This is a genomic window from Clostridium sp. DFI.1.208, assembly GCF_024463855.1.
Classification (GTDB): Bacteria; Bacillota_I; Bacilli_A; order Erysipelotrichales; family Erysipelotrichaceae; genus Clostridium_AQ.
The window spans coordinates 13,709-34,940 of record NZ_JANGCA010000041.1; the positions used below are offsets into that span (position 1 = coordinate 13,709).

Consider the following 21,232-nt stretch of genomic DNA (forward strand, 5'->3'; position numbering starts at 1 on the left):
GCTCACGTCAAAAACTGTCCGCTATACAGATTGCTTTTCTTTTCAACAAGCTCCGGCTACGAAACATAAAAAAGCTGCACATCCCTGTAACGGGTATGCGCAACTTTTTTTAATTATCAAAATGGGTTATCTCAACCGTATACTCCCCATCTCTGACATCTACACTGATTTTATCATCCTTACCTGCATTGCCTTCAATCATCCTGCGAGCAATCAAAGTTTCAATATTTCTCTGGATATAACGCTTCATTGGACGCGCACCATACAATGGATCCACACCCTGTGTAGCAATGGCTTTGTATACAGCATCACTGACCTGCAGCGTAATATCCTTATGCGCAAGACGCTGGGTAAGCTCTCTCATGAATTTATGTGCGATTTTACCAAGCATATCATCATTCAATGCATTGAAAACAACAATTTCATCGATTCGGTTAATAAACTCCGGCTTAAAGTACTTCTTCACTTCGTTCATATAATTTGCATCACGATCAACACCATCAAAGGCAAACTGACTTCCCAGATTGCTGGTCATAATCAGCAGCGTGTTTTTGAAATCCACAGTCACACCCTTGGAATCGGTAATTCTTCCATCATCCAGAATTTGCAGAAGTACATTGAATACATCCGGATGCGCCTTTTCTACCTCATCGAATAGAATGATAGAATATGGATTGCGGCGCACGGCCTCGCTCAGCTGTCCGCCTTCATCGTAGCCGACATATCCTGGAGGTGCACCAATCAAACGGGAAACACTGTGCTTTTCCATATATTCACTCATATCAATGCGGACGATATGAGACTCACTGTCAAACAGCTGCTCTGCCAATGCCTTGGCAACCTCCGTCTTACCAACACCGGTCGGCCCCAAAAACAGGAAGCTTCCAATTGGACGATGCTCATCCTGTATCTGTGCCTTACTGCGCAGAATGGCATCACTGACAAGCTCCAATGCATTATCCTGTCCGATGACACGTTTCTGCAATGCTTCCTTTAAATGCAAGAGCTTTTGACGTTCGCTTTCCACAAGACGGCTGACCTCCACGCCAGTCCAGCGGGATACGATTTTTGCGATCAGCTCTTCATTCACAGTTTCCTGAATGAGGGCGTCCTCCTTCTGCTTATCCGATTGTTCACGAATCAGCTTTTCCAGATGTGGTATTGTTGCATATTGCAGCTTGGCAGCATCCTCGTATCGTGCTTCATTCTGTGCCTGCTCCAGATCCAACTTTGCCTTCTCCAGACGAACCTTGGCATCCTTGCTTTCCTCCAGCTCTGCTTTCTCATCCTCCCATTTTGTATACAGGGAGTCCTTTTCCGCCTGCAGCTGCGCAAGCTCTGTGCGAATATCCTCCAGACGCTCCTTCGCCTTTTTATCTTCCTCTTTCTTCAGTGCGGTTTCCTCAATCTGCAGCTGCATGATCTTTCTTTGCAGCTCATCAAGCTCCTGCGGCATAGACTCCATTTCCACCCGCAGAGTGGCACATGCTTCATCAATCAGATCGATCGCCTTATCCGGCAGGAACCGGTCAGTGATGTAGCGGTTGGACATCGTAGCTGCAGCAAGGATAGCCTCATCCAAAATCTTAACACCGTGATAGGATTCAAAGCGGTCCTTCAACCCACGCAGGATGGAAATGGTATCCTCTACGCTTGGCTCCTGCACCATAACTCGCTGGAACCGTCGTTCCAGGGCCGCATCCTTTTCGATATACTGTCGATATTCATTGAAGGTAGTTGCCCCGATACAGCGCAGCTCACCACGTGCCAGCATCGGCTTCAGCATATTGCCGGCATCCATACTGCCCTCCGTTTTGCCTGCACCAACCAGATTGTGAATTTCATCAATAAACAGAATGATATTTCCTTCTGCCTGCTTCACTTCCTCCAGAATGGATTTTAGACGCTCCTCAAACTCACCGCGATATTTCGCGCCCGCAATCAGAGACCCCATATCCAGCTCAATCAGTTTCTTTTCCTTCAGGGACTGCGGTACATCTCCCTTCATAATCCGCCAGGCGATTCCTTCCACAACAGCGGTTTTTCCAACGCCGGGTTCACCGATGAGCACCGGATTGTTTTTTGTCTTCCGGGATAAAATCTGTATAACACGGCGGATTTCATCATCCCGTCCGATAATCGGATCGATTTTTCCATTCTTTACATCCTCCACCAGATCACGTCCGTATTTACTCAACGCCTCCAGATTGGATTCCGCATTCGGTGAATCCATCCGCTTACCGCCTCTGCGCTTCAGCTCCTCATCCTTGCAGGTATTTTCGTTAAGATGAAATTCCTTAACCAACTGCTTGGATATATAGGATTTGTTGAACATCAGGGCAATCCAGACACTGGCAACACTCAGATAGGTTTCCTGAATTCCCGCACTCCACTGCTCCGCCTTGGAAAAAGACTGAGCTACCTCATTTGACAGCTGCGGATTGACATTGCTGCTGGTTGCCACTCTATTCATTTCCTGATCAATCAGCGTCAGGGCTCTTGTCTTATCTATATTCAGGCGCTTGAATAAGCCATCCAGCACATCATGTTCAAAGATGGCCTTCAGCATCTGGATGGTGTCAACGGTTGTATGCTGATACGATTTGCAGATTTCCACTGCCTGCATGATAATCTCCTGCAGCTTTTCACTCATTTTATCAAAGTTCATACGATCACGCTCCTTTTTAGCACTCTCACTCTTTGATTGCTAATGCTATTATAGCACAGTTTTTAGCACTGTCAACACCTGAGTGCTAAAAAAGAGAAAAAGTATAGTGAAAAAGTAGGAATAGACCACCTATGGCATTTATTCTTCTGATTGAAACCAATCAAGGATAGAGAAACCAGAATTGCCTGCAGAAGTGATTGAATTTTTCAGTCCAGCTATCATCAAGCACAGCATTCCCTGTGTTGCATATTCTCATTACGGAAACTGCATGCTTTATGAAAGATATCCTCCTATCTGCAATATCGTTTACAAAATTTATCCGTATGCTTCACACTCCTGAAACTCCGCCCTCCTTCTTACGAAAAAAGAGAAGCTGGAGCCGTAAAAAAGCAGGTGGTCTCACACCTGCTGATCCTATAAGTACGTGTCAATATGGCAGCTGTCACGCAGCATCCCTTTATCAAACTGACAAGCTGTCTCCTCAATTATTTCTTAATCGTTCAGATAAGCTTTGATTTCCTGCATATTATGAATTCTTGCATAAGCCTTGCTCTGATCTACTCCATAACGATCGTCCGCATAGGCAAGCACGCGCATACCCGCAGCATTTCCTGCCGCTATACCATATTTGCTATCCTCCACCGCGATACATTCCTCCGGCTTCACATTCAGCTTTTTTGCGGCTGTCAGATAAATTTCGGGATTGGGCTTGCTTTCATGGAACATCTCACCACTCAGCAGCTCGTCAAAGCAGCCAACCAGATCACAGACATTTTCCATGGTCTGAATCTGATGCATGGCTGAGCTGGATGCAACAGCCGTTTTATAGCCATGCTCACGCAGCCAGATCAAAGTTTCCTTAACGCCGGGATTCAATACCTCATCATATCCAAACGCATGAAGCTTACAGTAATCATCCAGCTTTTCCTTAAACTTTTCCATTGGCCAGTCCATATGCATGACCCGCATGCTTTCTGTATATGTATACGTATAGGAGCTGCCGACCAGAGAATGCATAAAAGCATCATCCACCTCAGTTCCATAGCTTTTATAAAATCCCCTCAGCTGCTCCAAATTTTTTGGTTCGCTATCCACCAGCACCCCATCCATATCAAATATTACGGCTTTGATCATACTCTACTTTCTCCTTTTCCTTGCTTATTACCAGTATATCGGGACAATTCTGCTTGTTCTGCATCGTAATTCTACATACGCTATAAAAGCGGCTCTGCAATCCAGCACTCCATGCCAGCAGAGCTTCACTTTCTTCTCTGTTACAGGCCTGTCCCCAATACAATACCAGAATCAGAATACCATGCTTTCTCAACAGATGCAATGCTTTTGTGACAGCACAAAGAGACGTTTCCCGCCTTGTCATGATTTCAGGATCCCCATGCGGCAGATATCCGAAATTAAACACACCCAGATCCAGCGGCTCCCGGATATAGGCATCACAGCTTTCATGTGAATCCAAAATCAGGGTAGCCTTTTCCTCCAGCTGTTCAGCCTTCAGCTTTTCTTTGGTCTGCGCATACGCCTGTGGCTGAATATCAAACGCATAGACATGAGAACAGTTCTTCTGCCGTGCAAGAAACAGCGTATCATATCCCTGCCCCATGGTAAAATCAGCACAGATGCTATTTTCTGTTAACTGGCTGTTCATGATATCATGAACGATTTCAACAACTTTTTTCATGTAATCTCCTTTTTTCACCACTGTATTCATTATATAATAGCAGTAAGGAGAATGCTATGAAAACAATAAACGATTCCCATATTCAAATGGTGTTACAGCTCTTTCCTACCATCCATAAGGAAGCCTGGCTGGTGGGAGGCTGTGTACGTGATATGCTGATGGAACGAGAGCTGCATGATTATGATATCACAACGGATGCTACGCCGTATGAGGTGATGGCGCTGTTCAGGAAATACGGCTACCGTGTCATACCAAGCGGCTTGAAGCATGGTACTGTAACAGTCCTTGTACAGGATGAGCCGGTTGAAATCACTACCTATCGTACAGAAAGTGCTTATACAGATCACCGCAGTCCAAAAGCAGTCCGCTTCACCTCAGATCTCGATGAGGATTTAAAACGGCGTGATTTCACAATGAATGCAATCGCCTGGCATCCGAAGCGGGGCTTTCATGACCCTTATCATGGTCAGGCAGACATCGCCAGAAAAATCATTCGCTGTGTGGGGAATGCTTCTGAAAGAATGCAGGAGGATGCCCTGCGCATTCTTCGTGCACTGCGCTTTCACTGTACGCTGCACTTTGCAATCGAGGAAGAAACCGCGCAGGCAATACGCACCCATGCCCATCTGCTCTCCTATATATCCAGAGAACGTATTCGTGAGGAATTCAACCGTATCCTGCTGCAGGATTATCCGGATACATTACAGCTGTTAAAGGATATGCGGGTATTGGATGCGATTGCGGCAGGCTATACGAGGTTGATGAATAAAGAACAGAACAATCCCTGGCATATATATGATGTATTCACGCATACCGACGTGGCACTGAACCACACGGCAGGAATGCCATTGGAGGGCAAGCTAGCCATCATTTTTCATGACGTAGGCAAACCGGCATGTGAAGCTTTTGATGCCGATGGCATCTCTCACTATTACGGTCATGCGCAGAAATCCGTTGAGCTTGCAAAACATTGGCTGAAGGAGCTTCGCTATGACAACAAAACCATACATCGTGTTTTGCGCTGCATTGCATATCATGATTACAATCTCACACCGAAAAAAAGCACCCTGCGCAGATATCTGTCAAAATTTGATAATCAGCTGCCGGATGCCTTACTGGCATTGGATGTACAGCTCGCAGACCAGCTGGCGAAAAATCCGGAGCTGGCCGCAAACGGGGTCCAGCTCATCCGGCAATGCAAGGAGCTGCTGCTGAAGATGCACGCTGAAGAGGAGCTTCTCAGCCTACAGACACTTGCGGTGAATGGCAGAGACATGATGGATTGCGGTCTGCGCGGCAAACAGATCAAAACCGCACTGCATATGCTTCTGGACTACGCGATGCAGGATCCTTCCCGAAATACCAAAGAACAGCTGCTTGAAGAATTGAAAAGAAATGCAGAAGCCTGCACACTTGACAGCTCTGATTAAAGAAACAGGAGAGCTCCTATACAGTATTGCGATAACGGATAGCATATGGCGTTTTCAACGTTCACCAGCTAACGCTATGATCCGCTTGCTGTACCAAAAAGGAGGCGCCCCTATTGGAAAGCCTCCTTTTGCAAGCCTGACAGGTATTCATCTCCGGTGCTCTCATTCACTTAAACGCTTCAGATCATCCACCAGATTCTCACATACCTCTTCATCCAGCTGTGACAGGATGTATCCCTGATACGTACAGTATTTGGTTTTGATATCCTGGATGGTTTTCAGCTCGGTCTCATTTCGCACCTTATCCTGCAATTCACTGAGGATATCCGCAGTAAGGCGAATCGGCTGGTCGTATACCATCGTGATATCAGCAAGAGAACAGTTTCTCTGCCCCCGCACCTTGTTTACTGCCTGATTGAGATAGTATTCTATCATAACGGCCTGTTTGTGAATCTGTAATCCGCAACTCATATAGCATCATCCTTTCTGACAATGCTATCGTACTGCATATTGTTACATCATGAATGTAACAATTTCTAAAAAGCAAGACTTCCACTCAGGAATCCATAGCCGACTGCCAGCACACCACACAGCAGCATTACGGTTATCGGACTCTTTTTATATTTTCTCAACAGAAGAAATCCCAGTGCAAACAGCAGCACGCTTTCTATGTTTAAATCAGCAAGAGAAATCGCTTTTCCTCCCCAGAAGGCATCAATTCCCAACGACACGCCCGCAGAGGCAATCAATGCGACCACAGCAGGACGAAGTCCCTTCAGTACTGCCTGTATAGCATCCAGCTGCCGATATTTATAATACAGAAAGGACAGCGTCAGGACAATGACAAAGCTGGGCAGTACAACACCAAGAGATGCTACCAAAGCCCCGGGAAGGCCGGCAATCTTGGTTCCGACAAAGCTGGCCGCATTGATTGCAATCGGCCCCGGGGTCATCTGTGAAATGGTCAGGATATCCGCAAACTCCCGCATGCTCAGCCAGCCATGCATGGCAACGACCTGATCCTGAATTATCGGAAGTGCCGCATACCCTCCGCCGATACTCAAAAGTCCGATTTGCAGAAAGCTCAGCAGCAGCTGTAACAACGTCATTGCAGACCACCCTCCTTTTTCATCGCACGCTCAATCATATAGCCCAGTGCTCCACACACCAGGATGATAATGAGCAGATTGACATCAAACATCACATTGCAAACAAACGCTGCCAGCATAATGAGCACATACACCTTCTGCGGCTGACTCCAGACCTCCCTGCCCATCGTCCATACCACATCGCAGATGGTCGCAACCACTCCTGCCTGCATCCCAAACAGCATAAGCTGTATCCAGCGTATCTGAATAAACGCCTCATAGCAGTAGGATATCACTGTTAAAATCACAAGCGGAGGCAGCACCGTTCCAATTACCGCAACGATTGCCCCCAGAATGCCTGCACAGCGATAGCCGATACTGATTGAGGCATTGACAGCGATTGCTCCGGGGGAGGATTGGGCAATGGCCACCAGATCCATCATCTCTCCCTCTTCGATCCAATGCAGATCCTCAACAAATTTCTTTCTCATCAATGGTACGATCACATAGCCTCCACCAAAGGTACAGGCACTTAACATAAACACGGAAGAAAATAATTTTCCGTACATTTTTGCATTTTTCTCCATTTTCATCACCTTCCCTACTATTATAGTCCTTGTCATTTCATAATGAAAATAGTATTATTATATATATTTTATAATTTATTATTATGAAAGGAGATTTCCATGACCCTGCGACATTTACGTATCTTCGTTGCGGTATGCACCTGGGGGAGTATCACAAAGGCTGCTGAAAAGCTGCATATCGCACAGCCCTCGGTATCCCTTGCCATACGGGAGCTGGAGGAATATTATCAGCTGCAGCTGTTTGACAGAATTTCCCGCAAATTATATCTGACAGATGATGGTGAACGCTTTCTCAAATACGCCAGCCACATCACCTCCTTGTTTGATGAAATGGAGAACAGTATGGAGCACTGGAGTGATATGGAAAGCATGTCCATCGGCTCCAGTATCACGATTGCCAACAGTCTGCTTTGTGAATGCCTGTACAGCTACAAGCAGCAGTATCCAAAGCGACAGACGCAGATACTCATCGAGAATTCCACGATTCTTGAGGAGTCAATCGTTTCCAATAAGCTGGATCTGGCATTGATTGAAGGTATACCAACCCATGAGCATATTCAAAAGATATCGTTTTTCAAGGATGAGCTGGCCGTTATTTGTGCCAGAGAGCATCCCCTGACAAAAAAACAGGAGCTGTGCCTGCAGGACATTGCACAGGAGCCGTTTTTACTGCGGGAAAAAGGCAGCGGTACAAGGGAAATACTGGACTCCATCATGAAGGTGCATGACATCCAGCTGCATCCCATATGGGAGAGCGCCAGTACCAGAGCACTGGTTAAGGGTGTACAATTTGGTTTCGGTATCTCCATCCTTCCCTATCAGATGGTAAAGGCTGAGCTGGAAACAGGCATTGTCACCCGTTTGTATTTATCGGATGTTTCCTTTCAAAGGGATTATTACATCATCTATCACGCAAACAAGCATCTGCATGCCGGCTTACAGGATTTCATCACCACCTGCCGTCGGGTTTGTGCTGAAATCCAATCGAAGGAATCATAGCATATGGGAGGGCTCAATCATGAAAGGGGTATTGGCATACAAAAAAGAGACTTCAAACTGATCGTTACCTGATCGTGAACCCTCTTTCTTGTATATTATGAATAATATGATAGCATGCTTATCGCATTTTCCGTCATGCCTGCATCCAGGATTGCAAAGCTTTCTTCACCTCAGCTACAGTAGAAAACACAGCATTTGCTCCTGTTAGATACTGGTACACATAATTCCATTCCTCGGCTGTGAATTTAGAATCCTCTATCCCTAGAATCATGTCCGCATATTCCTGAAATATCATCCTCTGTCGAAGATCAGAAATATAAGCAGCATCACAGTTTTCAAATATATAATCCAGCAGTGCATCCTTCATGGCTTCGCCCCATTTCCTTGTGTATATCTATAAAATTATACGTAAATAGACAGTGTGTTTTTTTATGATTTTTCCTTTATTTTGTTTAAAAAACGGCGCTTTTCGCGGAAATCTTGCCTATTTCATAAAGTATGCTTTTTTATATACATCCATTGATATTATAAAAGAATTGCCAGTCATTTACAATATTTCCATTACAAATTACGAAAAAAATGGAAATTTTAGCTTTCGCATAAGACGCATTTGCGTTTTTTCTGATATTACATGATTACCTGCAGAGGCAAGAGGCAGCAGGAAAGCCATAGAAACGATAGTTTTTTCAGAATTGCTGACCGCATGTCAACACAAGCTGTCATGATCAACTATCGAAAACCCCATACGCTGTGATCGTCTTATGCGACAGCCGTATCCATTTGGCGAATTGATCCATAGCGGCTTTTCTCTGCTTGATGATTACCGGCTGCTTTTCTATACCTGACAGCATTTCAGTTCCTTGTCAGGAAAAAAGGATGGGTGCAAGCATGTACAAAAAATAGCACAGTGGCACAGGGTTACGGTCAATCGGATTCGCACTGATCTCAGATCGTGTATGGCTGCAATTATCGCTTTAGCATCATTGAAAAAGGAGCGCTTACGGTCTGTGTATGACCATGGAAGCACTCCTTCCTTTACCAAACGGATTTTTTAGCTTATGTAACCGCCTAAGCTCTTTGATAGGCGATTTCCCCATTGATAATCGTATAGCTGATAACGTTTTGTGTATCCAGCAAGGAGCTGTCACAGATGATAAGATCGGCATCCTTGCCCTCCTCGATGCTGCCGATGCGTTTCTCCAGACCGAGAATTTTTGCCGGATTGATAGTGATTGCTTTTAATGCCTCTTCCTCTGGCAGCCCGTCCTTCATAGCTAGTGCTGCACACAATGGCAGATATTCCTGTGGCACGACCGGTGAATCCGTCGTAATGGCGATCAGAACACCTTCTTTGCACAGAACACCCGGCGTCGTAAAGGACTTGTTTGCCAGCTCAAATTTCGATTTATGAGTCAGGGATGGTCCGACGATGGCCGGATATCCGCTTGCCTTTACCTGTGCCTTGATAACCTCTCCATCCGTACAATGATCAAGCGTCACGTTGACATCAAATTCCTTTGCGATTCGTATCACCGTCAGAATATCATCCGCACGATGCGCGTGGCATTTTAACGGCAGTTCCTTTTTGATGACCGGAATCATCGCCTCCAGCTTCATATCATAGGCCGGCAGTTTCAGTGGATCATTCTGAGCGGCTTCCTTTTTTGCGATATATTCCTTCGTTTTTGCCAGCGTTTCCCGCAGCAGTGCCGCGATATTCATTCTGGTTTTGATACGGCTGTCCTGATAGACACGCTTTGGATTCTCACCAAAGGCGCATTTCATCGCTACCGGATTCTGTATCACCATTTCATCAATGCTGACGCCGTGTGTTTTATAGGCCATAAAGGTACCCCCGATGACATTGGCGCTTCCCGGACCTGCGGCTACGGTTGTAATACCTGCATTGCGGGCATTGATGATCGTTTCATCCAGCGGGTTGCAGCCGTCGATTGCTCGCACCTGCGGCGTGATCGGATCACTCATTTCATTCACATCGTCCCCTTCCCCGCGGATGGCACTTTCCTCCATCCCCAAATGACAATGTGCTTCCACCATTCCAGGGAACACCTGTTTCCCGGATGCGTCAATGATCAGTTCTCCAATTTCCTCTTTCAGATTTTCACCCACTGCCGCAATTTTTCCATTTTGCACGCGAATATCGGCCTGTATAGTTCCGCTTGCGGCCATCGTATGAATTCTTCCATTCTTAATCAACATGTTGTCTGCTCTCCTTTGCACTTCCTATGCGTTCGTAATCAGTTCTGCAATCGTATCTCCCATCTGGGAACAAGTCCGGTATGTTTTACCATCCTCCATAATATCCTTTGTTCGATAGCCCAGACGAAGTGCCTCTTCCACAGCTGCCTCGATTACCGCAGCCTCCTGATCCATATCAAAGGCATACTTCAGCATCATGCCGGCTGCCAGAATTGTACCGATCGGATTGGCGATGTTTTGACCTGCGATATCCGGAGCAGAGCCGTGAATCGGCTCATACATACCGCGCTTTGTTTCCCCAAGGGATGCACTCGGTATCAGACCGATGGAGCCGGTGATCATGCTGGCCTCATCACTCAGGATATCTCCGAACATATTTTCTGTCACCACGACATCAAACTGGGATGGATCCTTCACAATCTGCATTGCGGCATTATCCACCAGCATATGAGAAAGGGTTACATCCGGATATTCCATGGCGACTTCACTTACGATTTTACGCCATAAACGGGAGGTGTCAAGTACATTTGCCTTATCTACGGAAATAACGCGGCGTCCCCTTTTACGAGCCGTCTGAAATGCTGTATGGGCAATTCTGCGGATTTCGTGCGCATAATAGCACATGTTGTCACTGGCATACAGCTCTCCGTTTTTCTCTACTGTGCTTTTTTCTCCGAAATATACACCGCCGATCAATTCCCGAACCACCATAAAATCAATTCCGTTTGCGACGATATACCTGCGCAGCGGAGAGGCATCGGATAATTCCGCAAAGATTTTCGCAGGACGCAGATTAGCATACAGGCCAAGCTCCTTGCGAATACTCAGCAATGCTTTCTCCGGACGAATGGATGGGTCGACATGATCCCATTTCGGTCCGCCAACTGCCCCCAGCAGCACACTGTCACTGGCAAGGGCCGCATCCAGGCTTTCCTGTGGCAGAGAGGTTCCGTATTTATCAATGGCGCAGCCTCCGGCATCCACTTCTGTGTATACAAAGCTGTGTCCGTATGTTTTTGCTATCACATCCAGTACCTTGACTGCCTCTTTGACGATTTCCGGACCGATACCATCTCCCGGTATCACCGCAATATGCTTCTCCATTTACTTTCCCCCCTCTTTAATAGCATTCAGTAATCCGTTATGTTGCATGATGTTTTGAATAAATGCAGGGAACGGCTGTGCCTGATAGGTTTCGTTTTTTGTCTTATTTATAATTTCTCCGGTATCGAAGTTGATTTCGACCTCATCCTTGTCATCAATACGCTCGCTTGCCTCTACACATTCCAGAATCGGCAGCCCGATGTTGATCGCATTGCGGTAGAAGATACGCGCAAAGCTTTTCGCGATAACGCAGGAGATGCCGCTTGCCTTGATGGCGATCGGCGCATGCTCACGACTGCTTCCGCAACCGAAATTGAAGCCTGCCACCATAATATCATCCGGTTTGATTTTCTTTACAAAGTCCGCATCGATATCACACATGCATTTTTCTGCCAGCTCCAAGGGATCGCTGGTATTCAGATATCTTGCGGGAATGATAACATCAGTATCAACATTATCTCCGTATTTATGTGCTGTTCCATTTGCATTCATGCTTACGCTACCTCCTTTGGTGCTGCGATTCTGCCCATGATGGCACTGGCTGCAGCTACAGCCGGACTTGCCAGATATACCTCGGAATCCACATGCCCCATACGGCCGACAAAGTTCCGATTGGTCGTCGCAACACAGCGTTCATTCTCTGCCAGAATTCCCATATAGCCGCCCAGGCATGGTCCACAGGTCGGTGTGGATACCACGCAGCCTGCATCGATGAAGATTTCCGTATAGCCGAGTTGTATGCACTGCTTGTAAATTTCCTGTGTTGCCGGAATGATGATGGCACGCACTCCCTTGGCTACATGCTTTCCCTTCAGAATCTGTGCAGCCTCTGCCATATCAGACAGACGTCCATTCGTACAGGAGCCGATGACAACCTGATCAATCACCACAGGCTCTTTGATTTCATCAATCGTTCTCGTGTTTTCCGGCAGATGTGGAAAGGCTACGGTATGCGTGATCTGGCTTAAATCCAGATGATAAACATTGCAATACTCTGCATCCGCATCTGCTTCATAAGTAACATACGGGCGATTTACACGATCCTTGACATAAGCCTCCGTAATCTCATCGAAGGCGAAAATTCCGTTTTTCGCACCGGCTTCGATTGCCATATTTGCCATGCATAAGCGATCATCCATGCTCAGACTCTGTAAACCGATACCGCTGAATTCCATGGATTTATACAAAGCGCCATCCACACCGATCATGCCGATGATGTGTAAAATAACATCCTTTCCGCTGACATGCGGAGCAAGCTTTCCACGCAGATCGAATTTGATAGCTTCCGGGATTTTGAACCAGCATTTGCCGGTAGCCATGCCTGCGGCCATATCCGTACTGCCCACACCGGTTGAAAAAGCATTCAGCGCTCCATACGTACAGGTATGGGAGTCAGCACCGATGATGCATTCCCCAGGACCTACAATTCCCTTTTCCGGAAGCAAAGCATGCTCGATTCCCATTTCTCCGACATCGTAAAAGTGTTCGATGTTCTTTGCATAGGCAAAGGTACGGCAAGCCTTGCACTGCTGGGCTGCCTTGATATCCTTGTTTGGCGCAAAATGATCCATTACCATGCTGATTTTCCCGGGATCAAATACCTGTGTAAAGCCATATTTTTCAAATTCCTTGATAGCGACTGGTGATGTGATATCATTTCCCAGTACCATATCCAGATTCACTTCGATCAGCTGTCCTGCCTCTACGTGATCCAGACCGGCATGTGCTGCCAGAATTTTCTGTGTCATTGTCATTCCCATAATGGTTTTCCTCCTGCTGTTATTGTTTACGCTTCTGCGTCTTTTTCTGCCTCACGGCGCTGTGCTACTGCACGGTTGATGGCAGAAAATAATGCCTGTACACTGGATGCGATGATATCGTCATGCAGTCCCACACCCCATTGATCCTTTTTGCGGCAGTCGATGATTTTTACATAGGATACCGCTCTGGATGTGGAGCCCTTGCTTACCGCATGCTCCTTGTAATCCAGAATGTCGAAGGTCAGGTTCATATTATCGCGAAGGGCATTGCTGACAGCATCGAGACGTCCGTTTCCCATAGCGGTGATGAACTGCGATTTTCCCTCATAGGTGATATTCATCGTTACGGTTACGATATCACCCTGACGTACGAAATGATAATCATTCAGCGCATACGGCGCATTGACATTCATGTATTCCTTCTGGAACAGATCGTTGATCTCATTTGGCAGCAGCTCCTTGTGCTCATGGTCGGATACATCCTTCATAAAATAGCCAACCTGCTCGCGCATATCGGATGGCAGATCATAGCCGTAGTATTCCTCCAGCATATAGCCGATGCCGCCCTTACCGGACTGTGAGTTGATGCGGATAACATCTGTTTCATATACACGTCCGACATCTCTTGGATCGATTGGCAGATACGGTACAGTCCAGTGCTCGGGATCCTGTGCATCACGGTAATGCATGCCTTTGGCGATGGCATCCTGATGAGAGCCGGAGAAGGCTGCGAATACCAGCTGTCCCGCATAGGGCTGACGCATGTGCACCTGCATGCGGGTACAGCGCTCATAGACCTCGACGATATGCGGCATATCCGTGAAGTTTAGCTTGGGATCGACACCCATCGCATACATGTTCATTGCAAGTGTAATAATATCCACATTTCCGGTACGCTCCCCGTTGCCAAACAGCGTTCCCTCGATGCGGTCAGCACCTGCCAGAATACCCATTTCCGTATCCGCAACGCCACATCCGCGGTCATTGTGCGGATGCAGGGATACGATAACATTCTCACGATAGTTCATATGCTTGCACATGTATTCAATCTGCTGTGCATAAATATGCGGCATGCTCATTTCCACAGTCACCGGCAGATTGATGATGACCTTGTTATCTGCGGTTGGCTGCCATATATCCAATACGGCATTGCAGACCTCCAGAGCATACTCCACTTCTGTTCCCGTAAAGCTTTCCGGTGAGTATTCAAAGCGGTAATTGCCGCCGTCCTCCTCTGTCAGCTTCTTTAACAGCCTGGCACCCTCCACAGCGATATTCAGAATTTCTTCCTTTGATTTTTTGAACACCTGTTCTCGCTGTGCCAGAGATGTGGAATTGTATAAATGTATCACCGCATTTTTCGCACCCCTGACAGCTTCAAAGGTTCTGCGGATAATATGCTCTCTTGCCTGTGTCAGCACCTGAATCGTTACATCCTCCGGAATCAAATTCTCATCGATCAGCTTGCGCAGAAATTCAAATTCCGTCTGACTGGCTGCCGGAAAGCCGATTTCAATTTCCTTAAAGCCAACCTCTACAAGCAGCTGGAAAAATTCGATTTTTTCATCCAGACTCATCGGTATGATCAATGCCTGATTGCCATCCCGCAAATCCACGCTGCACCATTGTGGTGCGGATTCGATATATTCCTTTCCTGCCCAGTCCATACATGGCTCCGGTGGTAAAAAATACTGTCTTTTGTACTTCTGATATCCTTCCATCATCCTGTCCTCCTTATTGTAACAAAAAAAGCTTCCATCTCTATCCTAAGAGACGGAAGCTTATCACCAATTCCGCGGTACCACTCTTGTTGAATGATGAAAAGCATCATTCCCCTCACATATCCAGACTTCGAATATGTTCTCACGATAACGTGTGAGCAGACGGTAACGCTTACTGACATCAGCGATGTGTTCAGGTTACAGCTTACGGGTGAGTGGATAAGATTTCTGCGCCGCTTTTCACCAGCCAGCGGCTCTCTACAGCAGAAGGTTCCTATGCTGGTCCCGATCCTTGCCTTTGGTTTTGTAGTCACTATCAAAAGGATATAGCATTTCTTGTAAATTGTCAATGCATTTTTGTAATTCCGTTACATTATTTTGTGAAAATATTTTCATTCCCTTTTCATCACTGTCTCCTGTTTTTTAACAGAAGACAGCTGTGCTCATATTATGGAATCACAGGGCATACTAATATTCTTCCGGTATTGCGATATAACCGCTGTGCTTGAAGGCCTCCGTCTGCAGCTCCTTGACAATGGATACCCCGGCACTTGTCCCTATACGCAAAGCTCCACTGGCAACCATGTTTTTGAATGTACGTGCATCCCGTATTCCTCCAGAGGCTTTAACCTTGACTGCGGTACCGACACACCTGCGCATCAGTGCCACATCCTCCACAGTAGCTCCTGCGCTTCCAAAGCCGGTTGAGGTTTTCACAAAATCCGGTTTGACAGCCACCGCAATTTTACAAATCTGTCTAATTTCATCCTTTGTCAGATAACAGGTTTCCAAAATGACCTTGCACAGCTTTCCATTGTTTCTGCATACCGTAACGATACGCTGCATTTCCTCTTTTACATACTCCCAGTTTCCGGCCTTTACTTCTGTTAAATTGATCATGTAATCAATTTCATCCGCTCCGTTTTGTATGGCATCCTTTGCTTCAAACACCTTGGCAGCAATTGTTGTCTGTCCCAGCGGAAAGCCGATTGCAGCCCCCACATGAACATCACTGTCCCGTAAGTATTCTGCACATAAGGCGGTTTGTGAAGAATTGATGGCGGCCATCGCGAAATGATATTCTCTGGCTTCCTTACATAGCTTTTCCATCTGTTTGCGTGTTGCATCTGCCTTGACATAGGTATGATCAATCATCCCTGCCAGCTCTTCTACTGTCCATCGTTTCATAAATATTCTCCTTTCCAGAAAAGTCCTGCCTTTTCTTATTGATATATCACACCCCTGTTGTTACCTAGAAGGATGGGGTATCCTATAGATGAAATGCTCACTTCAATGCGACTATGTCGGTTCACCTTCCGATCAAGCAAAGCGTTTTACTTCGCCAGCATAATTACGCAGGATTTCTTATAAAAAGCAATCCCATATCCTATAATATCCGGATATCCTCTTTCCTGTAAACCATCGATATATTTCATTTCCCTGATCTGACGGCATGCTCCTTGTGCGGTTATTTCTATATCCTTTTCTTTTGTTGCAACCTTTACCTCAAGCACAAGTCCTCTTTTTTTCTTATAGGCCGGTAGGACAATGATATCACTGCGGCCATTACCGGTTTCCTGATTGGATACGATTTGATAATCACTGAGCATACCAACCAACACTCAATGATAAAATTTTTCATCATAATCGAAATCGCTTATGGATGTAAACAATATGGTATTCAAAACTTCATTTGCGGTTTCCACGTCCTCTTTCAGAAAAGCATCTACCAATTCTCTGCTCTTTGCTTTTACCTGCTCCTGAAACCATTCTTCAAATATCGAGGTATAGATTCTGTTGATTTCCTTATTCGGTATCATAAGCTGATAAACTGCTTTATCTTTATTGACACACGCTATCGCTTTCAGGTAGCCTGTGAACAGCAGAAAACTGTAAATATGGTTAATCTGATCCATCTCACGATAGGTAAGTTCATATCTTACCGTTTGTGTAATCCTTCCGCCAGATGTCAGCATATCAAAATCCGCGGCTTTCTGAATGTAACGGTATATACTATCATTCCCACTCGTATTATTCGCCCAGAAAGATTCCGATACATCATTTACCTGCAGGATTTTCAGCACATATTTCAGTACACTCCATGGATTGTATATCTCTTTGTTTCCAAACAGATAACCGTCACGCCATGGGCGGGCAGCGTCTATTCATATTCAGAGTTTTACCCGCTACTAGCGCGCCTCTTGTCGGATACTAAAGGTTTCGACACTATTTCGGTGAAAGCGTCTTGGTCTTGTATATAATGCGACCTTTCCTTTGCACACTTCCTTTATAAACAGTGTCTTATCTACATAATAATATCCCCAACAATCAATTCTTTAAAATTTTCAATGCCAATCGTTATATGCTTCATAGCTATCAGCTCCTGTAACTACATTATATCACGGCAGCTGTGACAGATAAAAGGGAATTACGTTCTTTATGTCGGTAACCACTATATTCTGATAGTGAGATATGCTACAATCACAGTAGATATGGAGAAGTCAGGAGGTTATTGTTATGTATATTGTGCGTCCCGTTACGATGGAAACCCTCTGGGGAGATACGCGTCTGCATGCCTATCAGGGAGATCGTGCTGCGCAGATGATTGGCTGTGTGTATACGCTGAGTGGAATCGATGGAATCGACTGTGAAATTTATAATAAAAAGGAACGAACAACCCTTCGCAGGGCAGTGAAGGAGAATCCTGCTGCCTTTGGTCTTGAAGCGGGCGAGGAATTTCCTTTGATCATCGCTTTTGATTCCTGTGCACAGGATGTCAGCTTTCAGATTCATCCAACCGATACCTATGCAAAAGAGCAGCTGCACTTGCCCTATGGAAAAAGCGAGGCCTGGTATTTCATAGAGAAGCCAAGTGAGGGCTGGGTGTATGCCGAGAACAAGGCGGGTCATCGAACAGCTGTGGAAGCTGCACTGCAAAAAAAGGATTTCCATGGTGTAATCGATCATATTCCCGTTTCTGAAAATGACCTTGTGTATATCCGAAGCGGCATGATGCATGCCCTTACCGCAGGGTCCTTGATTTATGAGATTCAACAGTCTACCAACGTTACCTACCGCTTATATGATTATGAGCGAAAGGATATGCATGGTCATACAAGACCACTCCATGTGAAGGAAGCACTTGCGAATCTGGATTCCTCCCTGCATGTTCAAAAACAGAGTTTTTCAGAAGGAAGCAGCTTTGATCAGCGGGAGTTCTCTTTGCGGCACCTCACCTTATCCGGCAGCTATACGAATCCGTATTCCATCGCATCCGTGATATCCGTGGTTTCCGGTAATCTTCAGGTAGATACCTTTCCCGTGTCACAGGGTGGTAGTATCCTTGTTATGCCAGAGGAATGCATTCAGCTTACAGGAAGTGCAGAATGCATCCTTGCGGCAGCCCATCCGTATTGGAGAGCACAGGATTAGGAATGAAAGGAGCTACAAAAAAACGTGTATATCAGAACTTCGGTTCCAGTATACACGTTTTTTATATTAGACCGCTTATAGCTTTCGCAGATAATAATCCTGATAACGTGTGCCATCCCAGCCGACCAGCGGCTCCCTGGATGGGCAAAATCCCATATCCAGCAATATAGCCCTGCGTTTATCTGCTTCCTGCACACATTTGGTTATAACCTGCGGGCACTGGAATAAATCGCAGATATGCGGCAGAATCAAAGAAAGGATCCCTTGAAGACAGGATTGTTCTTCATATTTGCTTAAAAGATCAAGGCGCAGTAGAGCCGTATTGTCATAGGCATCATTTGCTGAACGTTTAAAAAGCTCCATCGTCCCGATTGCAGTCGAGGAAGCACAGTCCAGAATACTCCAGCGAACAAACCCTTCTCTTTGGTATTCTATGATCCAGTAATTGATTGCCTGTTCCATCCGTACTCTGCTCGTATAATAAAAATCATTTTCACAATTATCACAATTGCAAAGAGCAACCGTTTTTGGATCACTGTATACCTTTAACAAATCATTCGCATCACTCTGTTTTACGAATCGAATACGATAATTTTCATCTTGATATATAGGACATTGTCTGTATGGATTCATTGCATTCTCCTTCCTGCCACATAGCTGCAAGTTATGCTTGTGACAAAGCCATCATAACAAAAAAACTGCGACAGCGTTATATCACAGTTTTCATAAACTACAGATTATTCACACATTGCATAGTAAATAAACATTATGGAAGTGCTACAATAAGACATGATTTCTTATAAAATGCGATTCCATATCCTACAATATCTGTATATCCTTTCTTCTGCAAACCCTCCAGATACTGCTTATCCTTTATCTGCTCACATGCCTGAACTGCTGCATATTCCATCTCTTCCTCTTTTGAGGCAACCTTTAATACCAGCAGGAACCCCCGTTTCTTCTTATAGAATGGAAGCACCGCAAGATCTCACCTCAAGGTGCGCAGTGCGAGCCTTCCCAACCCGGTTTCCTGATTCAAAAGAATCTGAGTTGCTAAACAATCCAACCAGCATGCCATGATAAAATTTTTCATCGTAATCAAAATAGCTGATGGATTCAAATAAGATCGTATTTAATAGCTCATTCGCCAGATTCACATCTTCCCTTCGCAATGCTTCTGTAAAATCAGTACGTATTTCCTTTACCTGTTCCTGGAACCATTCTTCAAAAATCGTAGTATAAATCCTTTTAATCTCTTTATTGGGAATCATGAGGCGATATATGCTGTTTTCCTCATAACGCAATCTATGGCTTTCAAATACCCTGTGTATCATAAAAAGCTATATACATGATTGATCTGATCCATTTCTCTATATGTCAGACTTTCCTTCATTGGTTTCTCAATATAATCACCGGAAGACAATATCTCAAATTCCTGTCGCATAGTGGCATCAGCTTCTTTTATATAGCGGTAAATAATATCATTACCACTCGTATTTGCCCAAAAGGATACCGGCGTCTTTCTGCTTGTGTTCAGATATACATCAATACACTCCATGGATTGTAAATATCCTGATTCCCAAACCGGTATCCATCACGCCATGGGCGGGCAGCGCCTACCAGTCTTTTATGTCCCTTTGATATTCACGCAAATGATAATCCTGTAACAGTGAACTTATTTCCGTAGAGGAAAAGCCAAATTGTTGGCTTGATACCTCATCAAAGATAGAATTCACTTTAAAATTATTAAGACCTGTAAAAATAGATTCCTTCGCGATTCGCAGACAGCCGGTTAGATTTCCTTTTTCCAGAACTTCATTTGTTTTCAATACTGCACTGAAGATACCACCAAGAAAATCTGTCATTTCTTCATAATAAGCATTTAAATACGCATTTTGCAAAGGAACATCACGCCTTGGGCGGGCAGTGCCTATTCATCAATCAGAATAATTACTTTCTTCTGATAATGTTTATATAGACATTGACTTAAAAAGCGCAATCCGTTTTTTAAGTCAGCAATGTTCACATTACCTTCCTGATAGCATTTGAGAAGTTTTTTATCAATTTCATCCAGTCCCTCACTTGTAAGTAAATCCTTATATTTACCTATCAGCTCCCGTATGATCACTTTGAAAATATCAATCTGATTTTGAAACCTGATATCCTTCATATCCTTAAGTGTTATCAGGATAACCGGATACTGATTTTGATATTGTAATGCAGTCTTGTTTTTGGTAATGTTTAACCCGTTAAAAAGGGACGCGTTTTCCTTTTGTTTGATTGAGAAAAAATAATACAGCACGCCTGGGCGGGCAGCGCCTGCTCATGTTCAAAGTTTCCCGAATCTTTGCGGTCTGGTATACAGAACAACTTTTTCTTTCAGCACAACCTGAACAAACATGGTTTTATCTATGTAATAATATTGATGATCAATCAATTCTTTAAAGTCTTCTACACCGATCGGTAAACGCTTCATGTCATCAGCTCCTTAGTGGTATCATACCACGTGATTGGAAAATCTCAATCC

Annotated in this window: 24 protein-coding genes, 1 pseudogene and 1 other annotated feature; of the genes and pseudogenes, 3 read left to right on the forward strand and 22 right to left on the reverse strand. The window is 45.1% G+C overall.

Annotation, left to right across the window (positions count from 1 at the left end):
- Positions 1-109: 109 nt before the first annotated feature.
- The 3 genes from NE665_RS17540 to NE665_RS17550 form a co-directional block, all read right to left on the reverse strand.
- Positions 110-2,668: an AAA family ATPase gene (locus NE665_RS17540; protein ID WP_117444684.1), complete on the reverse strand. Its 2,559-nt coding sequence runs from the start codon at positions 2,666-2,668 to the stop codon at positions 110-112.
- A gap of 492 nt (positions 2,669-3,160) precedes the next feature.
- Positions 3,161-3,802: an HAD family phosphatase gene (locus NE665_RS17545; RefSeq protein WP_117444683.1), complete on the reverse strand. Its 642-nt coding sequence runs from the start codon at positions 3,800-3,802 to the stop codon at positions 3,161-3,163.
- Positions 3,780-4,364: a class I SAM-dependent methyltransferase gene (locus tag NE665_RS17550; RefSeq protein ID WP_117444682.1), complete on the reverse strand. Its 585-nt coding sequence runs from the start codon at positions 4,362-4,364 to the stop codon at positions 3,780-3,782. The genes NE665_RS17545 and NE665_RS17550 overlap by 23 nt, the downstream gene beginning before the upstream one ends.
- Positions 4,365-4,420: 56 nt before the next feature.
- On the opposite strand from NE665_RS17550, the gene NE665_RS17555 reads away from it, so the two are divergent.
- Positions 4,421-5,794, forward strand: a complete 1,374-nt coding sequence (locus tag NE665_RS17555) for an HD domain-containing protein (RefSeq protein WP_117444681.1) — start codon at positions 4,421-4,423, stop codon at positions 5,792-5,794.
- A gap of 162 nt (positions 5,795-5,956) precedes the next feature.
- Here NE665_RS17555 and NE665_RS17560 read toward each other — a convergent pair whose 3' ends face one another.
- The 3 genes from NE665_RS17560 to NE665_RS17570 all read right to left on the reverse strand — a co-directional run bounded on the left by NE665_RS17560 (position 5,957) and on the right by NE665_RS17570 (position 7,469).
- Positions 5,957-6,265: a hypothetical protein gene (locus NE665_RS17560; RefSeq protein WP_117444680.1), complete on the reverse strand. Its 309-nt coding sequence runs from the start codon at positions 6,263-6,265 to the stop codon at positions 5,957-5,959.
- A gap of 65 nt (positions 6,266-6,330) precedes the next feature.
- A complete protein-coding gene (locus NE665_RS17565; RefSeq protein WP_117444679.1) occupies positions 6,331-6,903 on the reverse strand; it encodes a chromate transporter in 573 nt (190 codons plus the stop codon).
- Positions 6,900-7,469: a chromate transporter gene (locus tag NE665_RS17570; RefSeq protein ID WP_178759758.1), complete on the reverse strand. Its 570-nt coding sequence runs from the start codon at positions 7,467-7,469 to the stop codon at positions 6,900-6,902. Before NE665_RS17570 ends, NE665_RS17565 begins: the two co-directional genes overlap by 4 nt.
- A gap of 99 nt (positions 7,470-7,568) precedes the next feature.
- On the opposite strand from NE665_RS17570, the gene NE665_RS17575 reads away from it, so the two are divergent.
- Complete coding sequence (locus tag NE665_RS17575) at positions 7,569-8,468, forward strand: LysR family transcriptional regulator (protein ID WP_117444677.1); 900 nt, start codon at positions 7,569-7,571, stop codon at positions 8,466-8,468.
- Between the two features lie 133 nt (positions 8,469-8,601).
- Here the strand turns inward: NE665_RS17575 and NE665_RS17580 are convergent, their stop codons facing one another.
- From NE665_RS17580 to NE665_RS17625, 10 genes are all read right to left on the reverse strand, one after another.
- Positions 8,602-8,835 carry a hypothetical protein gene (locus tag NE665_RS17580; protein WP_117444676.1) on the reverse strand — a complete coding sequence of 78 codons (234 nt, stop codon included), beginning with the start codon at positions 8,833-8,835 and terminating at the stop codon, positions 8,602-8,604.
- A gap of 358 nt (positions 8,836-9,193) precedes the next feature.
- Positions 9,194-9,319, reverse strand: coding sequence for a hypothetical protein (locus NE665_RS17585; protein WP_256302587.1), 126 nt, complete (start codon positions 9,317-9,319; stop codon positions 9,194-9,196).
- A gap of 217 nt (positions 9,320-9,536) precedes the next feature.
- Positions 9,537-10,688 carry an amidohydrolase gene (locus NE665_RS17590; protein ID WP_117444675.1) on the reverse strand — a complete coding sequence of 384 codons (1,152 nt, stop codon included), beginning with the start codon at positions 10,686-10,688 and terminating at the stop codon, positions 9,537-9,539.
- Positions 10,689-10,712: 24 nt separating this feature from the next.
- The gene (gene leuB, locus NE665_RS17595) at positions 10,713-11,792 is read right to left on the reverse strand and encodes a 3-isopropylmalate dehydrogenase (protein ID WP_117444674.1); all 1,080 of its coding nucleotides are present in this window, start codon (positions 11,790-11,792) and stop codon (positions 10,713-10,715) included.
- Positions 11,793-12,284 (reverse strand): 3-isopropylmalate dehydratase small subunit, encoded by a 492-nt coding sequence (leuD, locus tag NE665_RS17600; RefSeq protein ID WP_117444673.1) that lies wholly within the window; start codon positions 12,282-12,284, stop codon positions 11,793-11,795.
- A gap of 2 nt (positions 12,285-12,286) precedes the next feature.
- Positions 12,287-13,552: a 3-isopropylmalate dehydratase large subunit gene (gene leuC, locus NE665_RS17605; RefSeq protein ID WP_117444672.1), complete on the reverse strand. Its 1,266-nt coding sequence runs from the start codon at positions 13,550-13,552 to the stop codon at positions 12,287-12,289.
- Between the two features lie 26 nt (positions 13,553-13,578).
- A complete protein-coding gene (leuA, locus tag NE665_RS17610) occupies positions 13,579-15,273 on the reverse strand; it encodes a 2-isopropylmalate synthase (protein ID WP_118654590.1) in 1,695 nt (564 codons plus the stop codon).
- Positions 15,274-15,318: 45 nt separating this feature from the next.
- Positions 15,319-15,575: a binding site (T-box leader), on the reverse strand.
- Positions 15,576-15,741: 166 nt separating this feature from the next.
- A complete protein-coding gene (deoC, locus tag NE665_RS17615) occupies positions 15,742-16,461 on the reverse strand; it encodes a deoxyribose-phosphate aldolase (protein ID WP_117444671.1) in 720 nt (239 codons plus the stop codon).
- Positions 16,462-16,607: 146 nt separating this feature from the next.
- Positions 16,608-16,883 carry a PD-(D/E)XK nuclease domain-containing protein gene (locus NE665_RS17620; protein ID WP_233104774.1) on the reverse strand — a complete coding sequence of 92 codons (276 nt, stop codon included), beginning with the start codon at positions 16,881-16,883 and terminating at the stop codon, positions 16,608-16,610.
- 12 nt (positions 16,884-16,895) lie between these two features.
- Complete coding sequence (locus NE665_RS17625) at positions 16,896-17,357, reverse strand: hypothetical protein (protein ID WP_233104775.1); 462 nt, start codon at positions 17,355-17,357, stop codon at positions 16,896-16,898.
- Between the two features lie 433 nt (positions 17,358-17,790).
- On the opposite strand from NE665_RS17625, the gene NE665_RS17630 reads away from it, so the two are divergent.
- A complete protein-coding gene (locus tag NE665_RS17630) occupies positions 17,791-18,705 on the forward strand; it encodes a class I mannose-6-phosphate isomerase (RefSeq protein WP_117444670.1) in 915 nt (304 codons plus the stop codon).
- A gap of 75 nt (positions 18,706-18,780) precedes the next feature.
- Here the strand turns inward: NE665_RS17630 and NE665_RS17635 are convergent, their stop codons facing one another.
- The 6 genes and pseudogenes from NE665_RS17635 to NE665_RS17660 all read right to left on the reverse strand — a co-directional run bounded on the left by NE665_RS17635 (position 18,781) and on the right by NE665_RS17660 (position 21,181).
- The gene (locus NE665_RS17635) at positions 18,781-19,338 is read right to left on the reverse strand and encodes a GNAT family N-acetyltransferase (protein ID WP_233104777.1); all 558 of its coding nucleotides are present in this window, start codon (positions 19,336-19,338) and stop codon (positions 18,781-18,783) included.
- Positions 19,339-19,471: 133 nt separating this feature from the next.
- The gene (locus NE665_RS17640) at positions 19,472-19,684 is read right to left on the reverse strand and encodes a PD-(D/E)XK nuclease domain-containing protein (protein ID WP_233104969.1); all 213 of its coding nucleotides are present in this window, start codon (positions 19,682-19,684) and stop codon (positions 19,472-19,474) included.
- The gene (locus NE665_RS17645) at positions 19,668-19,976 is read right to left on the reverse strand and encodes a hypothetical protein (RefSeq protein WP_220431412.1); all 309 of its coding nucleotides are present in this window, start codon (positions 19,974-19,976) and stop codon (positions 19,668-19,670) included. Before NE665_RS17645 ends, NE665_RS17640 begins: the two co-directional genes overlap by 17 nt.
- Before the next feature lie 59 nt (positions 19,977-20,035).
- Positions 20,036-20,263: a hypothetical protein gene (locus NE665_RS17650; RefSeq protein WP_117444669.1), complete on the reverse strand. Its 228-nt coding sequence runs from the start codon at positions 20,261-20,263 to the stop codon at positions 20,036-20,038.
- Positions 20,264-20,321: 58 nt separating this feature from the next.
- The gene (locus tag NE665_RS17655) at positions 20,322-20,606 is read right to left on the reverse strand and encodes an AAA family ATPase (RefSeq protein ID WP_117444668.1); all 285 of its coding nucleotides are present in this window, start codon (positions 20,604-20,606) and stop codon (positions 20,322-20,324) included.
- 29 nt (positions 20,607-20,635) lie between these two features.
- A pseudogene (locus tag NE665_RS17660) lies at positions 20,636-21,181 on the reverse strand (AAA family ATPase).
- Between the last annotated feature and the right edge of the window lie 51 nt (positions 21,182-21,232).

Bases quoted from the DNA above. Each gene is read 5' to 3' on its own strand.
- NE665_RS17540 (WP_117444684.1), bottom strand. From the start codon at position 2,668: ATGAACTTTGATAAAATGAGTGAAAAGCTGCAGGAGATTATCATGCAG.
- NE665_RS17545 (WP_117444683.1), bottom strand. From the start codon at position 3,802: ATGATCAAAGCCGTAATATTTGATATGGATGGGGTGCTGGTGGATAGC.
- NE665_RS17550 (WP_117444682.1), bottom strand. From the start codon at position 4,364: ATGAAAAAAGTTGTTGAAATCGTTCATGATATCATGAACAGCCAGTTA.
- NE665_RS17555 (WP_117444681.1), top strand. From the start codon at position 4,421: ATGAAAACAATAAACGATTCCCATATTCAAATGGTGTTACAGCTCTTT.
- NE665_RS17560 (WP_117444680.1), bottom strand. From the start codon at position 6,265: ATGAGTTGCGGATTACAGATTCACAAACAGGCCGTTATGATAGAATAC.
- NE665_RS17565 (WP_117444679.1), bottom strand. From the start codon at position 6,903: ATGACGTTGTTACAGCTGCTGCTGAGCTTTCTGCAAATCGGACTTTTG.
- NE665_RS17570 (WP_178759758.1), bottom strand. From the start codon at position 7,469: ATGGAGAAAAATGCAAAAATGTACGGAAAATTATTTTCTTCCGTGTTT.
- NE665_RS17575 (WP_117444677.1), top strand. From the start codon at position 7,569: ATGACCCTGCGACATTTACGTATCTTCGTTGCGGTATGCACCTGGGGG.
- NE665_RS17580 (WP_117444676.1), bottom strand. From the start codon at position 8,835: ATGAAGGATGCACTGCTGGATTATATATTTGAAAACTGTGATGCTGCT.
- NE665_RS17585 (WP_256302587.1), bottom strand. From the start codon at position 9,319: ATGCTGTCAGGTATAGAAAAGCAGCCGGTAATCATCAAGCAGAGAAAA.
- NE665_RS17590 (WP_117444675.1), bottom strand. From the start codon at position 10,688: ATGTTGATTAAGAATGGAAGAATTCATACGATGGCCGCAAGCGGAACT.
- leuB (WP_117444674.1), bottom strand. From the start codon at position 11,792: ATGGAGAAGCATATTGCGGTGATACCGGGAGATGGTATCGGTCCGGAA.
- leuD (WP_117444673.1), bottom strand. From the start codon at position 12,284: ATGAATGCAAATGGAACAGCACATAAATACGGAGATAATGTTGATACT.
- leuC (WP_117444672.1), bottom strand. From the start codon at position 13,552: ATGGGAATGACAATGACACAGAAAATTCTGGCAGCACATGCCGGTCTG.
- leuA (WP_118654590.1), bottom strand. From the start codon at position 15,273: ATGGAAGGATATCAGAAGTACAAAAGACAGTATTTTTTACCACCGGAG.
- deoC (WP_117444671.1), bottom strand. From the start codon at position 16,461: ATGAAACGATGGACAGTAGAAGAGCTGGCAGGGATGATTGATCATACC.
- NE665_RS17620 (WP_233104774.1), bottom strand. From the start codon at position 16,883: ATGCTCAGTGATTATCAAATCGTATCCAATCAGGAAACCGGTAATGGC.
- NE665_RS17630 (WP_117444670.1), top strand. From the start codon at position 17,791: ATGTATATTGTGCGTCCCGTTACGATGGAAACCCTCTGGGGAGATACG.
- NE665_RS17635 (WP_233104777.1), bottom strand. From the start codon at position 19,338: ATGAATCCATACAGACAATGTCCTATATATCAAGATGAAAATTATCGT.
- NE665_RS17645 (WP_220431412.1), bottom strand. From the start codon at position 19,976: ATGATTCCCAATAAAGAGATTAAAAGGATTTATACTACGATTTTTGAA.
- NE665_RS17650 (WP_117444669.1), bottom strand. From the start codon at position 20,263: ATGGAGTGTATTGATGTATATCTGAACACAAGCAGAAAGACGCCGGTA.